Genomic DNA, 16,405 nt, shown 5'->3' on the forward strand with positions numbered 1-16,405 from the left:
CGCATCGAAGATCACCGAAGCCGAATCGGCACCAGTGTGCTGGGCGATTACGGAAATCTGGTTGCGCTCGCCCCACACCTGCAACTGTTCCACCGCCGCGGCGCGGAAGGTGTCGCCGGCAGCCAGCATGACCTTCTTGCCATCGAGCTGCAGCTTCTTCGCCAGCTTGCCGATGGTGGTGGTCTTGCCCGCACCGTTCACCCCCACCACCAGAATCACATAGGGCTGCTTGCCGCTATCGATCTTCAGCGGCTGCTCGACCGGCTTAAGCAGCGCGGTCAGCTCGTCCTGCAGGGCCTTGTACAGCGCGCCGCTGTCCGCCAGTTCCTTGCGCGCCACACGCTTGGTCAGGTTCTGCACTATGGCCGTGGTGGCCTCGACGCCGACGTCGGCGGTCAGCAAGCGGGTTTCGATGTCTTCCAGCAGCTCGTCATCGATAACCTTCTTGCCGAGAAACAGGCTGGCCATGCCTTCGCCGAGGCTGGCGCTGGTCTTCGCCAGGCCTTGCTTGAGGCGTTCGAGAAAGCCCGCGCGGATTTCTTCGGCGCTCTGCACTGCGGTGCTGGGCGTCGCGGCGGCGACTGGCGCAACCTCGGGCTCCTCAAACAGCGGCGGCAGCTCGACATGGGCATGCAGCACTTCGCTGCCGGCATTGATGCGAAAACGCGAAGGCCGTGGCAGCGCACTGACTCCGCCAGAGCTGGCAAGCGGCGCCTCACCGGCCTCAGCCTGCGGTGCAGGTGCAGGTGCAGGTGCAAGCTCAGGTGCAGCAGCCACTGGCGCAGCAGTTGGGGCCTGCAGTTCAGGGGCCGCGACGACCGGCGCCTGGCTAATCGGCGCCGGAGCGCTGACCACGGGCGGCGTGGTGGGCACCTCCGCCACGGCTGGGACGGGTGCGGCGACTGGCGCCAGCGGCTCGGCGGCGGCAGGCGCAGCGGCTTGGACGGCTGCTGGCGGTACGACCGCTGGGGCTGGCGCTGCCGGCTGATTGCTGGCGGCCGCTTGCGGCTTTTTGCGCAGCCAACCGAACAGGTCTTTCTTCTCGGCGGGCTTCTCGGCAGCAGGCGCTGTATTCGCGGCGGGGGTCTTTTTGTCGTCGTTGGGACCAAACATGGAGGACGGCTATCTCTGCAATGCGACACGCCGGCAGATGCATCCAGACCTTAGCCACGCAGCCGAAAAAAGCTGAAGAAACTGCGCAGTGATAGTTGGACGCCTTAGCAGACGCGGCCGCCAGTAAAACGGATGCGTATCCTAGCACCTCCGCGCCCGCCGGCGCTAAGGCCAAGCGCCCTCGTCCGACAGGTCGCCCAGGCACTACCGCGCCAGGCGCCGACAGGCATGCAAGCCAAGGCCGCGGGCGTTCAAATAGCCACGCCAGAGACCGCAGCCAGCCACCGCCATGGGCGTTAGCGCCCGGATTTTAGCCGGTTCCACGAGCGGGTCATCCAGCGCATGATTTCCGCCGGTGGCTCCGAGGAGATATACAACTTGGCCTGCACCTCGGCCGGCGGATAAATCGAGGGATCCTGCCTGATCTGCTGATCCATCAACGCATCCGCCTGGCTATTGGCGTTGGCGTAGCCGACATACTCGCTGATCTCGGCCACCACCTGCGGGCGCAGCAGGTAGTTGATAAAAGCATGGGCCTGCTCGACGTTCTGCGCATCGGCCGGAATGCTGAGCATATCGAACCACAGGTTGCCGCCCTCACGCGGCACCACATAGGCGATCTCGATGCCACTACCGGCCTCCTTGGCGCGATTGATGGCCTGGAAGATATCGCCGGAGTAGCCGAAGGCGATGCAGGTGTTGCCGTTGGCCAGGTCGCTGATATAGCGCGAGGAGTGGAAGTAGCCGATATAGGGGCGCAAAGCCTTGAGCTTGGCCTCGGCCGCCTTGTAATCCTTGATCCGCCGGCTGTTGGGGTCCAGCGCCAGGTAGTTGAGCATGGCGGGATAGATCTCGTCGGCCGAGTCCAGAAAGGACACGCCGCAGCTCTGCAGTTTCTGCAGGTTTTCCGGCTCGAACAGCACGGCCCAGGAGTCGATCTTGTCGATGCCCAGCACCTGTTTGATCTTGGCGACGTTGTAACCAATGCCGTTGGTGCCCCACAGATAGGGCACCGCGTACTGGTTGCCGGGATCATTGACCTGCAGGCGAGCGAGCAGACGCGGGTCGAGGTTGCCCCAGTTCGGCAACTGGGCCATATCCAGCTTCTGGAACACCCCGGCCTTGATCTGCCGGCCGAGGAAGTGGTTGCTCGGCACCACCAGGTCATAGCCGCTGTTGCCCGCCAGCAGCTTGCCTTCCAGGGTTTCGTTGGAGTCGAACACGTCATACACCGGCTGGATGCCAGTCGCCTGCTGGAAGTCCGCCAAGGTGTTCTCGGCGATATAGTCCGTCCAGTTGTAGATATTCACCACGGCCTGGGCCGCCACCTGGCCCGAGAGGGCGCACAGGCTGAAGGCGGCGAGCAGGACGCTGCTGCGTGAAAGCTTCATGGGTTGTCCTTGTCTTGAGTTCGCTTGAAACACCTGGGCGAGCTAGTTTTTCAACAGCCGTCAGAACCTGTTTCGGATCTCGCGAGCTAGAGCGAGACAAGGCAGAAATGGCCGAGGGCGCGGAGTTTACGGGCTGTAAATGAGCAGCTCGAGGCCATTTCTAACGCCGTATCGCCGACGCGCAGCAGATCCTAGACAGGTTCTTAGAAGGTCTTGCTGGCGCTGGCCACCAGAGTGGCGCCGCACAGGTCGGCGTAACCGCTGAAGCTCTCGCACTCGGCATCCGACAGGTCGGTATCGATATAGCTCAGGCCCCAGGTCACGCCGACCAGCTCGCGGGTCAGGCCGATTTCCCAGTTGTTGTAGTCCTCGCGGGCCTGGCTGTAGTCGCGGTTGAAGAACATATCGTCCTTGTAGTCGACATTCTCGAAGCGCACATCCAGGCCCAGCTCCCAGGGCAGCTGGGTGTGATAGCCAATGAACGAGTTGAGCTTGTCATTCTCGGTGTCGAGCGAGTACTTGCCGCCCAGGTACAGGCCATAGACATCCAGGGTCAGGATCGCTTCGCTGCCGTTGAACTGGCTTTCGCCCGGGGTGCTGTACTTGTTGTACATGGCGTCCAGGCTGATGGCATCGCTGAGCTGCCAGTAGTAGCCGGCGTAGTAGTCGATCTCATGGCGGGTGCCGTAGTCATCGTCGTTTTCCCAGTCATGGCCGTACTCGACATTGGTGGCCCAGATGCCCAGGTAGGCGCCGCTGGCATGGCTGAGCATCAGGTCCAGCTGAGCGGCCGGATCGCCGAGGGTTTGCGAGATGCCGCTGGAGCGGTAATCGCTGACCACCTTGGGCGTGATCACCAGGGCGAACTGGTCGTTCAGCTCCAGCGCCTGGCTGCTCAGGGGTAGCAGGGCCGAGCTGGCGAGGGCGATAAGGGGTAATGCGCGCATAGGGTATTCCTTATTGTTATGGGTATGTGATGGCTGCTGGACAAGGCTCCGCCCGCCCCACCCGATGCGGGGAGCAGTGCCGATCAGGCGGAGCGGGCGGAGTCGGGATCAGGACGCGGGGGCGTAGACCTGTTTGCCGGCGAAGAAGGTCTGCAGCACTTGGGTGTCGAACAGCTCCTCATCGCTGACCTTGAACACGTCGCGGTCGAGCACTATCAGGTCGGCCTGTTTGCCGGGGGCCAGGGAGCCGATCTGCTGATCCAGGCGCAGGGCCTTGGCGGCGTTCAGGGTGTAGGCCTGGAACATGCTTGCGCGGTCGATGCTTTCCTTGGCGTTAAGCACGCCCAGCGGGCCCTTGCGGGTGCTGGCCTGGGCGATGGCGTTCCACGGATTGGGGCTGGACACCGGCCAGTCGCTGGCCCCGGCGATGGTCGCGCCGGCCTGGTGCAGCGAGCGCGCCGGGTATTGGTACTGATAGGTGGCGGCGCTGACATAGGGTTTGACCAGTTCCTCGGTGTAAGTCTCGGCGGTGGCCCAGAGCAGCTGCATGGAGGCGATCACGCCGAGCTGCTTGAAGCGTGGAAACTCCTTGGGATTGACCAGTTGCAGATGGCTGATGCTATGCGGCATGGGCGTCGGTTCAAGCTTGCGCGCCGCCTCGAAGCCATTTAGCGCTTCGCGCACCGCACGATCGCCGACCGCATGCACGTGCATGATCCAGTCGCGCCGTTCGGCCGCGGCCACCAGCTTGCCGAAGCTCTTCGGGTCGATCAGCAGTTCGCCGCGCTTGAGGCTGTTCTTGAACGGGTCGATCACCGCGGCGGTCTGCCCGGGGAACTCCATCACGCCGTCGGCGAAGATCTTGATGCCGGGGAAGGTCAGGTTCGGCACGCCCTGGAATTGCTGCATGACCTTGGCCAGCACCTCCAGGTCGGCCGGTTTGCTCTGTGGATGGGTGATCAGCAGGGCGGCGACGTGAGCGCTGAGCTCGCCGTTCTCGGCCAGTTTGCGGTACAGCGGCAGCACGCCGACATCCTTCTCGGTGGGGCGCAATTCGAACAGCGAATCGCCGCTGCCGGCGTTGGCCGCCGCGTCCATCCAGGCGGTGACGCCGACCTGATTATTGACCCGTACCGCCTCGCGGGCGGCCTTCAGCATCATGGCCTCGGTGGGTTCCGGCAACTGGCTGCGCACTCGGTCCCAACCGTTTTCCGCCAGATAGCCATTGGGGCTGAAGTCGGCGCCGTGGCCGATATAGTTGCGCTCCTTCTCCGGCAGGCTTTGCACCAGCGCGGCGTCGATCTTCAGGCGCTTGAGCATGGCGTTGTTGGCCCAGCCGGTGTGGCCGTCTATGCCGTTCAGCACCAGCGGCTGCTCCGCCCAGCGGCCCTGGTTGAAGAGCTTGCCCAGGCCGGCGCTTTGCTCCCAATAGCCCGAGCTGACCCCGGCAATAATCACGATATCGGCCACCCGCGCCGCGCCGGCCTGATCCTGGGCGATGATCCACCGCTCCAGCTCGGCCAGCGGCTTCACCTCGTCATACAGGTTGGAGCCCATGCTGTCATAGGCGGCCATCACCGGATGGCTATGGGTGTCGATCATGCCCGGCATCAGCACCTTGCCGGCCAGGTCGATCAGCTGCGTATCGGCATCGGCCAGGGCCTTGATCTCGGCATCGCTGCCCACCTTGAGGATCTTGCCGTTCTCCACCGCCACCGCCTGGACCAGGGGCTGGCCGGGCTCGGCGGTAAACACCTTGCCGTTGAACAGCAGCAGGTCGGCGGCGGCCATGGCTTCCATCGAGGAAAAAGCCATGGCGGCGGCCAACAGGCTAGGAATAAATCGTTGCATTGCGTCAGCCTCTGGTTTTTATTGGTCTGGCCGCGAGACTAGCGCCTGCAACGAGGCGGCAGAACCGCGCTGCCAAGCAAAACCTTTTTGCCATTCAGGAAAAACACCATGGACAAGCTCAGCGCCCTGGGCATGTTTGTCGCCACCGCCGAACACGGCAGTTTCAGCCGTGCGGCCGAGCAGCTGGGCAAGACGCCCTCGGCCTTGACCAAGGCGGTCAGCCATCTGGAGGCCGAGCTGGGCGCTCAGCTGTTCGAGCGCAGCACCCGCCGCACCCTGCTGACCGAGGCCGGCCGGCTTTATTTGGAGACCGCGCGCCAGGTATTGCAGCGCCTGCGCGATGCCGGCGAGGAGATCGGCCAGCTCAAGCAGGGCCTGCACGGCAACCTGCGCCTGACCGCGCCCCTGGCCTTTGGCCGGGCTTTTCTCGACGAGGCCTGTGGCGGCTTTCTCGCCAGCCATCCACAGATCAAGCTGCGGGTGGACCTCTGCGATGCCTTCGTCGACCTGGTCGAGGGCGGCTATGACCTGGCCCTGCGCGAGGGCCGCAGCGACCTGCCGGGGCTGATCGCCAAACCCCTGGGACAAAACCGCATCCTGCTGTGCGCCAGCCCGGCCTATCTGGCCGCCAACCCGGAGCCGATCAGCCCGGAGACCTTCCCCCGCCATCACTGGCTGATCTATCGCCACCCGGCCCTGGACCAGCATCATTGGTGGCTGGCGCTGGCTGGCCTGCGCCTGCGCGTCCCCGTGCCGCAACCGCGCCTGGAGAGCGACAACTACGACCTGCTGCTGGCCAACTGCTTGGCGGGCGTCGGCTTGTATGCCTGCCCGCTGTGGAGCGTGAAGCCCTATCTGGAGAGCGGCCAGTTGCTGCAGCTGATGCCGGAGTACGACTTCGACCCGGATGCTTTCGGTCCGCTGATCCTCGCCGTATACCCCAGCCACAGGCGGGCGACACGCAAGGTGCAGGCCTTTATCGACTATCTGGCGGCCTTTCTCGCCGCGCGTGGTCTGGGTCTGGGCGAGTAACGCGGCAGCAGCGGAACCCGGCTCGGGGGCAGAGGGTCCCAAGGTTCTGTTGCGCCGCGCTTGCCGCTAGAATTCGCCCCTTACCAGGCCTGATAGCCCTATGGATTACAGCGGCAGCGCGCCATACTCTGCCCCTGCTCAGCGCCACCTGCACCCCCACAGCTTGTCTGACGCCTTGCTCGCAGCAAGGCGCAATGCCCTTTACGGTGAACAGATTTCCATGCCAAGCCTTGCCCAACGTGTCGCCGCCTTATTCCTCGCAGCGCTCTGCTGCCCCTTGCCGGCCCTGGCCGCCGCAACCCAGCCGACCCACGAATTCAGCCTGGATAACGGCCTGAAGGTCATAGTCCGCGAGGATCACCGCGCCCCGGTGGTGGTCTCCCAGCTCTGGTACAAGGTCGGCTCCAGCTACGAGACGCCCGGCCAGACCGGCCTGTCCCACGCCCTCGAACATATGATGTTCAAGGGCAGCCGCAAGCTCGGCCCCGGCGAAGCCTCGCGCATCCTGCGCGAGCTCGGCGCCGAGGAAAACGCCTTTACCAGCGACGATTACACCGCCTACTACCAGGTGCTGGCCCGCGATCGCCTGGCCGTGGCCCTGGAGCTGGAAGCCGACCGCCTGGCCAGCCTCCAACTGCCGGCCGACGAATTCGCCCGGGAAATCGAGGTAATCAAGGAGGAGCGCCGCCTGCGCACCGACGACAAACCCGGCTCGCTGGCCTATGAGCGCTTCAAGGCCATGGCCTACCCCGCCAGCGGCTATCACACCCCGACCATCGGCTGGATGGCCGACCTCGAACGCATGACGGTGGAAGAACTGCGCGCCTGGTATGAGGCCTGGTACGCGCCGAACAACGCCACCCTGGTGGTGGTCGGCGATGTCGGCGCCGCCGAGGTGAAAATCCTCGCCGAACGTTATTTCGGCGCCATCCCCCGGCGCGCCGTGCCCACCAGCAAAGCCCCCCGCGAGCTGGCCGCGCCTGGCGAGCGGCGGCTCACTCTGTACCTGAAAACCCAGCTGCCGAGCCTGCTGCTGGGCTTCAACGTGCCCGGTCTGGCCACCGCCGAGACGCCGCGCCAGGTGCATGCCCTGCGTCTGATCGCCGCCCTGCTGGATGGCGGTTACAGCGCCCGTCTGGCGACGCGCCTGGAGCGCGGCGAAGAGCTGGTATCCAGCGTAGCGGCCGGTTACGACGGCTTCGGCCGTGGCGACAGCCTGTTCGTGCTATCCGCCACGCCCAACGTACAAACCGGCAAAACCCTGGCCCAAGCCGAAGCCGGCCTATGGCGCGAGCTGCAGGACCTGCAGCAGAACCCGCCGTCCACCGCGGAGCTGGCCCGGGTGCGCGCCCAGGTGATCGCCGGGCTGGTCTACGAGCGCGACTCCATCACCAGCCAGGCCACCACCATCGGCCAGCTGGAAACCGTCGGCCTGTCCTGGAAGCTGATCGACCAGGAGCTGGCCGTGCTGGAAGCCGTGACCCCGGCGGATATCCAGAACGCCGCCAACACCTTCTTTACCCGCGAGCGCTTGAGCGTCGCCCATGTTCTGCCCGAGGAGACGCACCATGAGTGAGCGCAATGGCCTGCGCTACGGCCTGCTCGGCCTGGCGTTACTGATACTGCTGGCACTATTGGCCCTGGTTATCCGGCGCCCTGACGCACCGGCCGCGCCCGGCGCGCCGACTGCAGCCAATGGCATCGAGTCCCTGGCCGCCCTGAACGGTGACGCCCCGGGTCGCCGCGACCTGAAGATCCAGACCTGGCACACCGCCGAAGGCGCCAAGGTGCTGTTCGTCGAATCCCGCGAGCTGCCGATGTTCGACCTGCAACTGACCTTCGCCGCCGGCAGCAGCCATGACAACGGCGTGCCGGGGCTGGCCATGCTGACCAACGCCATGCTCAACGAAGGCGTACCGGGCAAGGACGTCGGCGCCATTGCCGTCGGCTTCGAAAGCCTGGGCGCCGCGTTCGGCAACGGCGCCTACCGCGATATGGCGCTGGCCAGCCTGCGCAGCCTGAGTGCGCAAGAGATGCGCACGCCGGCGCTGCAGCTGTTCAACCAGGTGCTGGGCCAGCCCAGCTTCCCCGAAGACTCCCTGGTGCGGATCAAGAACCAGCTGCTGGCCGGCTTCGAATACCAGAAGCAGAACCCCGGCAAACTGGCCAGCCTGGCGCTGTTCGAGCGCCTGTATGAGCAGCACCCCTACGCCCACCCCAGCGACGGCACGGCCGAATCCATCCCGGCGATCAGCCGCGCCCAGCTGCAAGCCTTCCACGCCAAGGCCTATGCCGCGGGCAACGCGGTGATCGCCCTGGTCGGCGACCTCTCGCGCAGCGAAGCCGAAGCCCTGGCCGCGCAAGTCTCCGCCGCCCTGCCCAAAGGCCCGGCGCTGCCGCGCATCGCCCAGCCGCAGACGCCCGCAGCCGGCCTGCAACATATCGAGTTCCCGTCCAACCAGACCCACCTGTTGATTGCCCAGCTGGGCATCGACCGCCGCGACCCGGACTATGCCGCGCTGTACCTGGGCAACCAGGTGTTCGGCGGTGGCGGCTTCGGCACCCGACTGATGGAAGAGGTGCGCGAGAAGCGCGGCCTGACCTACGGCGTCTACTCCGGCTTCAGCGCCATGCAGGCGCGCGGGCCCTTTATGATCAACCTGCAAACCCGCGCCGAACTCAGCGCCGGTACCCTGCAACTGGTCAAGGACCTGCTGCGCGACTACCTGGCCACGGGCCCGAGCGAGACCGAGCTGCACAACGCCAAGCGCGAGCTGGCCGGCAGCTTCCCGCTGTCCACCGCGAGCAACGCCGATATAGTCGGGCAACTGGGCTCCATGGGCTTCTATGATCTGCCACTGAGCTACCTGGAAGACTTTATGCGCGAGGTGCAGGCCCTGAGCGCAGCGCAGGTCAAGGCCGCCATGGCCAAACACCTCGACCCGGACGCCCTGGTGATAGTCAGCGCCGGCCCCACGGTCGAGCAGAAAGAACTGCCACCGCCCACCGACAAACCCGCCGCAGCACTGTCTGGCGTACCGGAGCACTGATGAGCAAGCGACCCAAGCCGCAAAAAGCCGCACCGGCCCATGGTGGCGATGGCCAACTGCGGATCATTGCCGGGCAATGGCGCTCGCGCCAGTTCAACTTCCCCATGGCCGCAGGCCTGCGCCCGACGCCGAACCGGGTGCGGGAAACCCTGTTCAACTGGCTGGCGCCCTATGTCGAAGGCGCCAAGGTGCTGGATCTGTTCGCCGGCAGCGGCGCGCTATTGCTCGAAGCGCTGTCCCGCGGCGCCGGCAGCGCCCTGGCCCTGGACCTCAACCCAGCCGCCATCGCCAGCCTGCGCGGGCACCTGCAGACGCTGAACTGCGACAACGGCCAGCTGCAACAGGTCGATGCCCTGGCCTATCTGCAGAGCCAGCTGGCCACGCCTTTCGACCTGGTGTTTCTCGACCCGCCGTTCAACCAGAATCTGCTGCTGCCGGCCTGCCAGCTGCTGGAGGAAAAGGGCTGGCTGGCCGCTGACGCCTGGGTCTACACCGAAAGCGAAAACCCACCGTCCAGCCTCGGCCTACCCGGCAATTGGCGCCTGCACCGCGAACAGAAGGCCGGCCAGGTGTATTACGCGCTCTGGCAGCGCTCGGGATAAACCGTAGGGTGGGCCGCGCAGCGGCGTAACCCACCGGCGCTGTCGGCAGGCAGCACAACCTATAGCCTCTGGTGGGTTACGCCTGCGGCTAACCCACCCTACGCCTTGCCTCGCCTGCCGGGTTACTATCGCGCCAGCTCTCTTGGCACGGAAGGCAAGGCCAACCATGACCTCACAGCTCAGCCAGAACCCCGACCAGCTTGCCCGCGACCGTACTGACGCGCCTTTGCGCCAGGTCGGCGGGGCGGCGCCAACCGATTCGCGGCTACAGACGATCAGCCTTGTCGCAACCGACGAGGCCCGCCCATGACCCCGGAGCATCTGGCGCGTCTGCTGCAGGGCGGTGAAGGCATGACGGTCGAGTTCAAGCGCGACCGCGATGCGCTCAACCGCGATATTTACGAAACCATCTGCGCCTTTCTTAACCAGCGCGGCGGCACCCTGGTGATGGGCGCGGCGGACGATGGCACGCCCAGCGGCATCGCCCCCGAGGCGGTGGCGCAGCTGCGCAAGGACCTGGTCAATACCCTGCATAACACGCAGAAGATCAACCCGCCGATGCAGCTGGCACCCGAACAGGTGGAGCTGGACGGGCAGATTCTGCTGGTGCTGAGCGTGCCGGAAAGCTCCCAGGTGCATAGCTGCAATAATCGGGTATTCAGCCGCAATGAAGATGGCGACTTCGATATCAGCGGCCATTCGCAGCTGCTGGGTGAGCTGTATCTGCGCAAGCAGGTGAGCTACAGCGAGAACCGCATCTTCCCGTTTATCCGTTTAGACGATTTGCGCAGCGACCTGATCGAGCGGGTGCGGCACAACGTACGCCTGCAGCGCAGCGGCCACCCTTGGGCCGAACTGGACGACCTGGAACTGCTGAAAAGCGCGCGGCTGTATCAGCGCGACTACCAGACCGGCGAGGAAGGCGTGTCCATGGCCGGCGCGCTGCTGTTCGGCCGCGACGAGGTGGTGCTGGGCGTGGTGCCGCACCACCGCACCGACGCCATCCTGCGCGTGCACGACCTGGACCGTTACGACGACCGCGACGATATCCGCACCAACCTGATCGAGAGTTACGACCGGCTGATGGCCTTCGTTAACAAGCATGTGGCCGACCCCTTCTACCTGGAGGGCACCCAGCGCGTCAGCCTGCGCGAGCGGATCTTTCGCGAGGTGGTGGCCAACCTGCTGATCCACCGTGAATACCTCAACCCCTTCCCGGCCAAGCTGATTATCCAGCGCGACCGAGTCACCACGGAAAACAGCAACAACCCGCACGGCATGGGCCTACTGCGCCCGGACGACTTCGCCCCCTCGCCGAAAAACCCGGCCATCGCGCGGGTGTTCCGCGAGCTGCAGTGGGCCGAGGAACTGGGCTCCGGGGTGCGCAACCTGTTCAAGTACGCCCGCGCCTTCGGCGGCCAGGACCCGATCCTCAACGAGGAGTCGATCTTCCGGGTGACCGTGATGCTGCCGCAGCTGGGCACGGCGGCGCAGCCAGAGCCGAGAGCAGAGTCACCGACCCAGTCACCGACCCAGTCACCGACCCAGTCGAGCGAGCAGGTCGAGCGCCTTCTGCGCGTACTAGCGACCCACGGCAACCTCTCGGCTGCGCAATTGCGACAGTTGCTCGAGATTCGCCATCGCCCGACCTTTCGCCAGAATTACCTCGACCCGGCCCTGGCCGCCGGCCTGATCGAGTACAGCCTGCCGGACAAACCCAGTAGCCGGCTGCAACAATACCGCTTGACCCCAGCCGGGCAGGCGCATCTGAAGCAGCAGGACACTTCGTTATGAGCAGCAACAGCAGCACCATCGCCTCCAAAGCCTGGAGCGTCTGGATCACTCCGCGCGGCAACGGCGTGGGCGCAAAGGCCCGGCCAGTCCGCTTGCGCAAGGTACTCGCCAGGCTTGACGAGCGCCGGGCATGAATCCGACCTTTAAACCCGCCTGGTGGCTACCCAGCCCGCATCTGCAGACGCTGTGGAACCCCATATGCCGCCAACCGGCGCAGCTTGAGCGCCAGCGCGAGCGCCTGTGGCTGGCGGACGGCGACTTTCTCGACCTCGACTGGCACGGCCCGCACCAGGCCGAGGCGCCCCTGGTGCTGGTGCTGCACGGCCTGACCGGCTCCTCCAGTTCGCTCTATGTGCTGGGCCTGCAGCAGGCGCTGGCGGCCCAGGGTTGGGCCAGCGCGGCGCTGAACTGGCGCGGCTGCTCGGGTGAACCCAACCTGTTGCCCCGCGGCTACCACTCGGGGGCCAGCGAGGATCTGGCGGAAGCCCTGCGCCATCTGCGCGCGCAGCGGCCGATGGCGCCGCTGTATGCCGTGGGCTATTCCCTGGGCGGCAATGTGCTGCTCAAGTACCTCGGCGAAAGCGGCGCGGACAGCCAGTTGCAGGGCGCGGCGGCGGTGTCGGTGCCGTTCCGCCTGGATCAGTGTGCCGACCGCATCGGCATCGGCTTCTCACGGGTCTACCAGAGCCACTTTATGCGCGCGATGGTCGCCTACGTGAAGGATAAGCAACGCCTGTTCGCCCACCAGGGCCTGGCCGATCACCTGTCGACCCTGGAGCAACTCGGGCCCCTGGACGATATGCGCACCTTCTGGGACTTCGACGGCCGCATCACCGCGCCGCTGCACGGCTACGCCGATGCCGAGGACTATTACCGGCGCGCCTCCAGCCGCTATTTTCTCGGCCGCATCGAAACCCCCAGCCTGATTATCCAGGCCGCCGACGACCCCTTCGTATTTCGCCACAGCCTGCCGGAAGCCAGCGAACTGGCGCCCTGTATCGAGATGGAAGTGCATGCCCATGGCGGCCATGTCGGTTTCGTCGAAGGCTCGCCGCGCCGTCCGGGCTATTACCTGGAACGGCGGATTCCGCAGTGGTTGGCGGCGCAGGCCGCGACCAATACGTAGGGTGGGTTAGCGGCGCATAGCCACGATTTATCCCGATACCGCTACCTTTGCGCGCCGCGTACCCCACCAAGCGCAAGCCGATCCACCGCAATGGTGGGTTACGGCGCAACAGTTTTTACCTGTACCGACAGTTTTGCGCCATGCGCCCCGCCCTACGTCCGTTTCAACTCAGATCACCTGCTCCAGCGGCACATGCAGCTTGCGGTACAGCGCCTCGACCGCCTCGCGGGCCTGCGGGGCTATATAGCCGCCTTCCAGGGCCAGCACCTGGTAGATGCCGCGGCGCAGCATCTGTTCGCTGAGGTCGCTGGGGTTGCCGCGGGTGGTGCAGAGAAAGCGCACCCAGGAGGTCATGATGATCCAGCTGTTGAGGGTCAGCGCCTCGATCTGCGCCGCATCCATCAGCAGGATGCCGGCCTCGACAAAGCCCTGGTAGATATCTTGCGCGCTGTGCAAACAACGCTGGGCGAACAGCCGGTAGCGTTCGGCTAGCGCGGCATCGCTGTCGAGCAAATGCTCCAGATCGCGGTGCAGAAAGCGGTAGTGCCACATGGCCGCCAGCAACGCCTCCAGATAGAAGGTCTTGTCCGCCACCGTCAGCGTGCGCCCGCTGGGGCGGCGCAGAAAGGTATCCACCTGGCCTTCGTAGAGGGCGAACAGCTCGGCGATGATCGCCTGCTTGTTGCGGAAGTAGTAGTACAGGTTGCCCGGCGATATGCCCAAGTGCGCGGCGATATGGTTGGTGGTGACACTGCGCTCGCCCTGGGCGTTGAACAGCGCCAGGCTCTCCTGAATGATGCGTTCGCGGGTTTTCAGTGGGGCTGACATAGGACTTGATCTCGACTCAAAAGCCCGGCAAAGGTACACGCGAAGACACGCAAAGTGTTACCCGACCAGCAGCCTGCGCCTGCCCGCTAACTTTTCGTTGGGCTGCGTTGGGCGGCTGACCGCGCCATGCTATTTGACAGATTAGAGCAATTGCTCTAAAAATCCAGCACCCCTTTCCTGCCCCCGGATAACCGGGACCGCACGCTGGAACGCCAAGGAGCTCCCCATGGTCGCCGACACCGCTTTTCTGGAACACAGCCTGCAACACAGCCAGCAACAGACCAGTCAGCTGGATATCAGCTTTACCCGTCAGCGCCAGGCGTTTCAGGCCAACCCCATGCCTTCGGCGGAGCAGCGCATCCAATGGCTGAGCGTGCTGCGCGAGTTGCTCAGCGATCAGCGCGAGGCGCTGATCGCTGCGATTTCCCAGGACTTCAGCCACCGCAGCGCCGATGAAACCCTGCTCGCCGAGCTGATGCCCAGCCTGCATGGCATCCACTACGCGAGCAAGCGCATCAGGAAGTGGATGAAACCCTCCAAGCGCAGCGTCGGCCTGCACTTCCTGCCGGCCTCGGCCAAGGTGATCTACCAGCCGCTCGGCGTGGTCGGGGTGATAGTGCCGTGGAACTACCCGCTGTTTCTCGCCATCGGCCCGCTGGTCGGCGCCCTCGCGGCCGGCAACCGGGTGATGATCAAGATGAGCGAGTCGACCCCGGCCACCTCGCAGCTGGTCAAGGAGCTGCTGGCCAAGGTGTTCCCCGAGGACCTGGTGACCGTGGTGCTGGGCGAGGCTGAAGTCGGCATGGCCTTCTCCAAGCTACCCTTCGATCACCTGCTGTTCACCGGCGCCACCAGCATCGGTCGCCACGTGATGCGCGCCGCCGCCGACAACCTGACCCCGGTGACCCTGGAGCTGGGCGGCAAGTCGCCGGCCATCGTCAGCGCCGATGTGCCGCTGAGTGATGCCGCCGAGCGCATCGCCTTCGGCAAGACCATGAATGCCGGGCAAACCTGCGTGGCGCCGGACTATGTGCTGGTGCCCAAGGACCGCGTGGAGGGTTTCGTCGAGGCCTACCGCCAGGCGGTGCTGGGCTTCTACCCGACGCTGGCGGACAACCCGGACTACAGCGCTATCATCAACGAGCGCCAGCTGCAGCGCCTCAACGGCTATCTGCAGGACGCCGAGAACAAGGGCGCCACCCTGCTCCCGCTGTACGCCGCAGGCCAAGGCCGACGCATGCCGCACTGCCTGCTGTTGAACGTCACGGACGAGATGACGGTGATGCAGGACGAGATCTTCGGCCCGCTACTGCCGATCATCCCCTACGACAAGCTGGAGGACGCCTTCGCCTACGTCAACCGGCGCGACCGCCCGCTGGCGCTCTACTACTTCGGCTACGACAAGCGCGAGCAACAGCGCGTGCTGCACGAGACCCATTCCGGCGGTGTGTGCCTGAACGACAGCCTGCTGCACGTGGCCCAGGACGATATGCCGTTCGGCGGCATAGGCCCATCGGGCATGGGCCATTACCACGGCCACGAGGGCTTTCTGACCTTCAGCAAGGCCAAGGGCGTGCTGATCAAGCAGCGCCTGAACGCCGCCAAGCTGATCTACCCGCCTTATGGCAAGTCGATCCAGAAGCTGATCTACAAGCTGTTTGTCCGCTAACCACAGGCCGTATCGGTGATAACAATAATGCACGACAGCACTCTAGAAGCCCGCGGTCTCTCGCGGCGCAACCTGTTGAAAGTCGGCCTGCTGGGCTCGGCCTTTCTCGCCACCGCCGGTCTGACCGCCACGCTCAGCGGTTGTTCGGCCAGTGTGCCGGCCAGCGGCCTGAGCACCCTGCGCAGCAGCGACCTGGCGTTTCTACGGGCGCTGGTCCCGGTGGTCATCGAGGGCTCGGTGAGCGCCGAGAAGATGGCCGCCGCCGTCGAGCAATGCATCATCGGCATCGACTACAGCCTCACGCGTTTCTCCCCGGCGATGCAGAAACTCACGGTGCAGTTGCTCGACGTGCTCGCCCTGGGCCTGACCCGCGGGCCGCTGACCGGCGTCTGGGGCAGCTGGGAAAACGCCTCGCCCGCCGATGTGCGCCACTTTCTCAACCGCTGGCAGAACAGCTCCATAGGCTTGCTGCAGATGGGCTATGTCTCACTGCTGCAACTGGTGATGCTGGCCTGGTATGGCCAGCCGCAGTCCTGGGCCCATTGCGGTTACCCCGGACCGCCAACTGTTTGAACACGATCTGCTGCGCGTCGGCCATACCGCGTTAAAAATGGCATCGGAGTGCTCATTTTCAACTCGTATACTCCGCCTCCTCGGCCATTTTTGCCTTGTCTGGCTCTAGCTCGCGAGATCGTAAATAGGTTCTACGCGCTTAACACTCAATCAGAATTCGCCTGAGAGCTGCCCTAAATGCCTGTACCCGATCTGTTTCAAGAAGGCCTCGCCAGCGGCTGGAAAACCTATAACGGTTCGCGCCTCGAACAGGACCTGGTCCTGGAGGCCGACGTCGCCATAGTCGGCAGCGGCGCGGGCGGCGGCACCACAGCCGAGGTCCTCAGCGCCGCCGGATTCAAGGTCTTGCTGATCGAGGAAGGCCCGCTGAAGACCAGCAAGGACTTCAAGATGCAGGAGCCGGAAGCCTACGGCTCGCTGTATCAGGAA

14 protein-coding genes are annotated in these 16,405 nt (G+C 64.9%); 9 read left to right on the top strand and 5 right to left on the bottom strand.

The window, feature by feature from the left end:
* From Q8Q83_RS02740 to Q8Q83_RS02755, 4 genes are all read right to left on the bottom strand, one after another.
* On the bottom strand, positions 1-1,113 hold a 1,113-nt coding region (locus Q8Q83_RS02740), incomplete at its 3' end, for a signal recognition particle receptor subunit alpha (RefSeq protein ID WP_305620924.1).
* 296 nt (positions 1,114-1,409) lie between these two features.
* The gene (locus Q8Q83_RS02745) at positions 1,410-2,504 is read right to left on the bottom strand and encodes a polyamine ABC transporter substrate-binding protein (protein WP_305620925.1); all 1,095 of its coding nucleotides are present in this window, start codon (positions 2,502-2,504) and stop codon (positions 1,410-1,412) included.
* 203 nt (positions 2,505-2,707) lie between these two features.
* Positions 2,708-3,451, bottom strand: coding sequence for a TorF family putative porin (locus Q8Q83_RS02750; protein WP_305620927.1), 744 nt, complete (start codon positions 3,449-3,451; stop codon positions 2,708-2,710).
* Positions 3,452-3,559: 108 nt separating this feature from the next.
* On the bottom strand, positions 3,560-5,302 hold the full coding sequence (locus Q8Q83_RS02755) for an amidohydrolase (RefSeq protein ID WP_305620928.1): 1,743 nt from the start codon (positions 5,300-5,302) through the stop codon (positions 3,560-3,562).
* 108 nt (positions 5,303-5,410) lie between these two features.
* On the opposite strand from Q8Q83_RS02755, the gene Q8Q83_RS02760 reads away from it, so the two are divergent.
* The 6 genes from Q8Q83_RS02760 to Q8Q83_RS02785 all read left to right on the top strand — a co-directional run bounded on the left by Q8Q83_RS02760 (position 5,411) and on the right by Q8Q83_RS02785 (position 12,906).
* The gene (locus tag Q8Q83_RS02760) at positions 5,411-6,334 is read left to right on the top strand and encodes a LysR family transcriptional regulator (protein ID WP_305620931.1); all 924 of its coding nucleotides are present in this window, start codon (positions 5,411-5,413) and stop codon (positions 6,332-6,334) included.
* A gap of 220 nt (positions 6,335-6,554) precedes the next feature.
* On the top strand, positions 6,555-7,910 hold the full coding sequence (locus tag Q8Q83_RS02765; protein WP_305620932.1) for a pitrilysin family protein: 1,356 nt from the start codon (positions 6,555-6,557) through the stop codon (positions 7,908-7,910).
* Complete coding sequence (locus Q8Q83_RS02770; protein WP_305620934.1) at positions 7,903-9,384, top strand: pitrilysin family protein; 1,482 nt, start codon at positions 7,903-7,905, stop codon at positions 9,382-9,384. Before Q8Q83_RS02765 ends, Q8Q83_RS02770 begins: the two co-directional genes overlap by 8 nt.
* On the top strand, positions 9,384-9,986 hold the full coding sequence (rsmD, locus tag Q8Q83_RS02775) for a 16S rRNA (guanine(966)-N(2))-methyltransferase RsmD (protein WP_305620936.1): 603 nt from the start codon (positions 9,384-9,386) through the stop codon (positions 9,984-9,986). The genes Q8Q83_RS02770 and rsmD overlap by 1 nt, the downstream gene beginning before the upstream one ends.
* A 306-nt stretch (positions 9,987-10,292) precedes the next feature.
* Positions 10,293-11,780, top strand: a complete 1,488-nt coding sequence (locus Q8Q83_RS02780; RefSeq protein WP_305620938.1) for a Fic family protein — start codon at positions 10,293-10,295, stop codon at positions 11,778-11,780.
* 130 nt (positions 11,781-11,910) lie between these two features.
* Positions 11,911-12,906: a hydrolase gene (locus Q8Q83_RS02785; protein WP_305620940.1), complete on the top strand. Its 996-nt coding sequence runs from the start codon at positions 11,911-11,913 to the stop codon at positions 12,904-12,906.
* A 168-nt stretch (positions 12,907-13,074) separates the two neighbouring features.
* Here the strand turns inward: Q8Q83_RS02785 and Q8Q83_RS02790 are convergent, their stop codons facing one another.
* A complete protein-coding gene (locus tag Q8Q83_RS02790) occupies positions 13,075-13,734 on the bottom strand; it encodes a TetR/AcrR family transcriptional regulator (protein ID WP_305620942.1) in 660 nt (219 codons plus the stop codon).
* A 226-nt stretch (positions 13,735-13,960) separates the two neighbouring features.
* Here Q8Q83_RS02790 and Q8Q83_RS02795 point away from each other — a divergent pair, with 226 nt between their 5' ends.
* From Q8Q83_RS02795 to Q8Q83_RS02805, 3 genes are all read left to right on the top strand, one after another.
* A complete protein-coding gene (locus tag Q8Q83_RS02795; RefSeq protein ID WP_305620944.1) occupies positions 13,961-15,403 on the top strand; it encodes a coniferyl aldehyde dehydrogenase in 1,443 nt (480 codons plus the stop codon).
* 27 nt (positions 15,404-15,430) lie between these two features.
* The gene (locus tag Q8Q83_RS02800) at positions 15,431-15,976 is read left to right on the top strand and encodes a twin-arginine translocation pathway signal protein (RefSeq protein ID WP_305620946.1); all 546 of its coding nucleotides are present in this window, start codon (positions 15,431-15,433) and stop codon (positions 15,974-15,976) included.
* Between the two features lie 177 nt (positions 15,977-16,153).
* On the top strand, positions 16,154-16,405 hold a 252-nt coding region (locus tag Q8Q83_RS02805; RefSeq protein ID WP_305620948.1), incomplete at its 3' end, for an NAD(P)-binding protein.

The organism is Pseudomonas sp., from assembly GCF_030696055.1.
In the GTDB taxonomy this organism is placed as follows: domain Bacteria; phylum Pseudomonadota; class Gammaproteobacteria; order Pseudomonadales; family Pseudomonadaceae; genus Aquipseudomonas.

Coding starts and splice junctions, on each gene's coding strand:
- Q8Q83_RS02745 (WP_305620925.1), bottom strand. CDS start 2,504: ATGAAGCTTTCACGCAGCAGCGTCCTGCTCGCCGCCTTCAGCCTGTGC.
- Q8Q83_RS02765 (WP_305620932.1), top strand. CDS start 6,555: ATGCCAAGCCTTGCCCAACGTGTCGCCGCCTTATTCCTCGCAGCGCTC.
- Q8Q83_RS02760 (WP_305620931.1), top strand. CDS start 5,411: ATGGACAAGCTCAGCGCCCTGGGCATGTTTGTCGCCACCGCCGAACAC.
- Q8Q83_RS02755 (WP_305620928.1), bottom strand. CDS start 5,302: ATGCAACGATTTATTCCTAGCCTGTTGGCCGCCGCCATGGCTTTTTCC.
- Q8Q83_RS02795 (WP_305620944.1), top strand. CDS start 13,961: ATGGTCGCCGACACCGCTTTTCTGGAACACAGCCTGCAACACAGCCAG.
- Q8Q83_RS02790 (WP_305620942.1), bottom strand. CDS start 13,734: ATGTCAGCCCCACTGAAAACCCGCGAACGCATCATTCAGGAGAGCCTG.
- rsmD (WP_305620936.1), top strand. CDS start 9,384: ATGAGCAAGCGACCCAAGCCGCAAAAAGCCGCACCGGCCCATGGTGGC.
- Q8Q83_RS02800 (WP_305620946.1), top strand. CDS start 15,431: ATGCACGACAGCACTCTAGAAGCCCGCGGTCTCTCGCGGCGCAACCTG.
- Q8Q83_RS02770 (WP_305620934.1), top strand. CDS start 7,903: ATGAGTGAGCGCAATGGCCTGCGCTACGGCCTGCTCGGCCTGGCGTTA.
- Q8Q83_RS02750 (WP_305620927.1), bottom strand. CDS start 3,451: ATGCGCGCATTACCCCTTATCGCCCTCGCCAGCTCGGCCCTGCTACCC.
- Q8Q83_RS02780 (WP_305620938.1), top strand. CDS start 10,293: ATGACCCCGGAGCATCTGGCGCGTCTGCTGCAGGGCGGTGAAGGCATG.
- Q8Q83_RS02785 (WP_305620940.1), top strand. CDS start 11,911: ATGAATCCGACCTTTAAACCCGCCTGGTGGCTACCCAGCCCGCATCTG.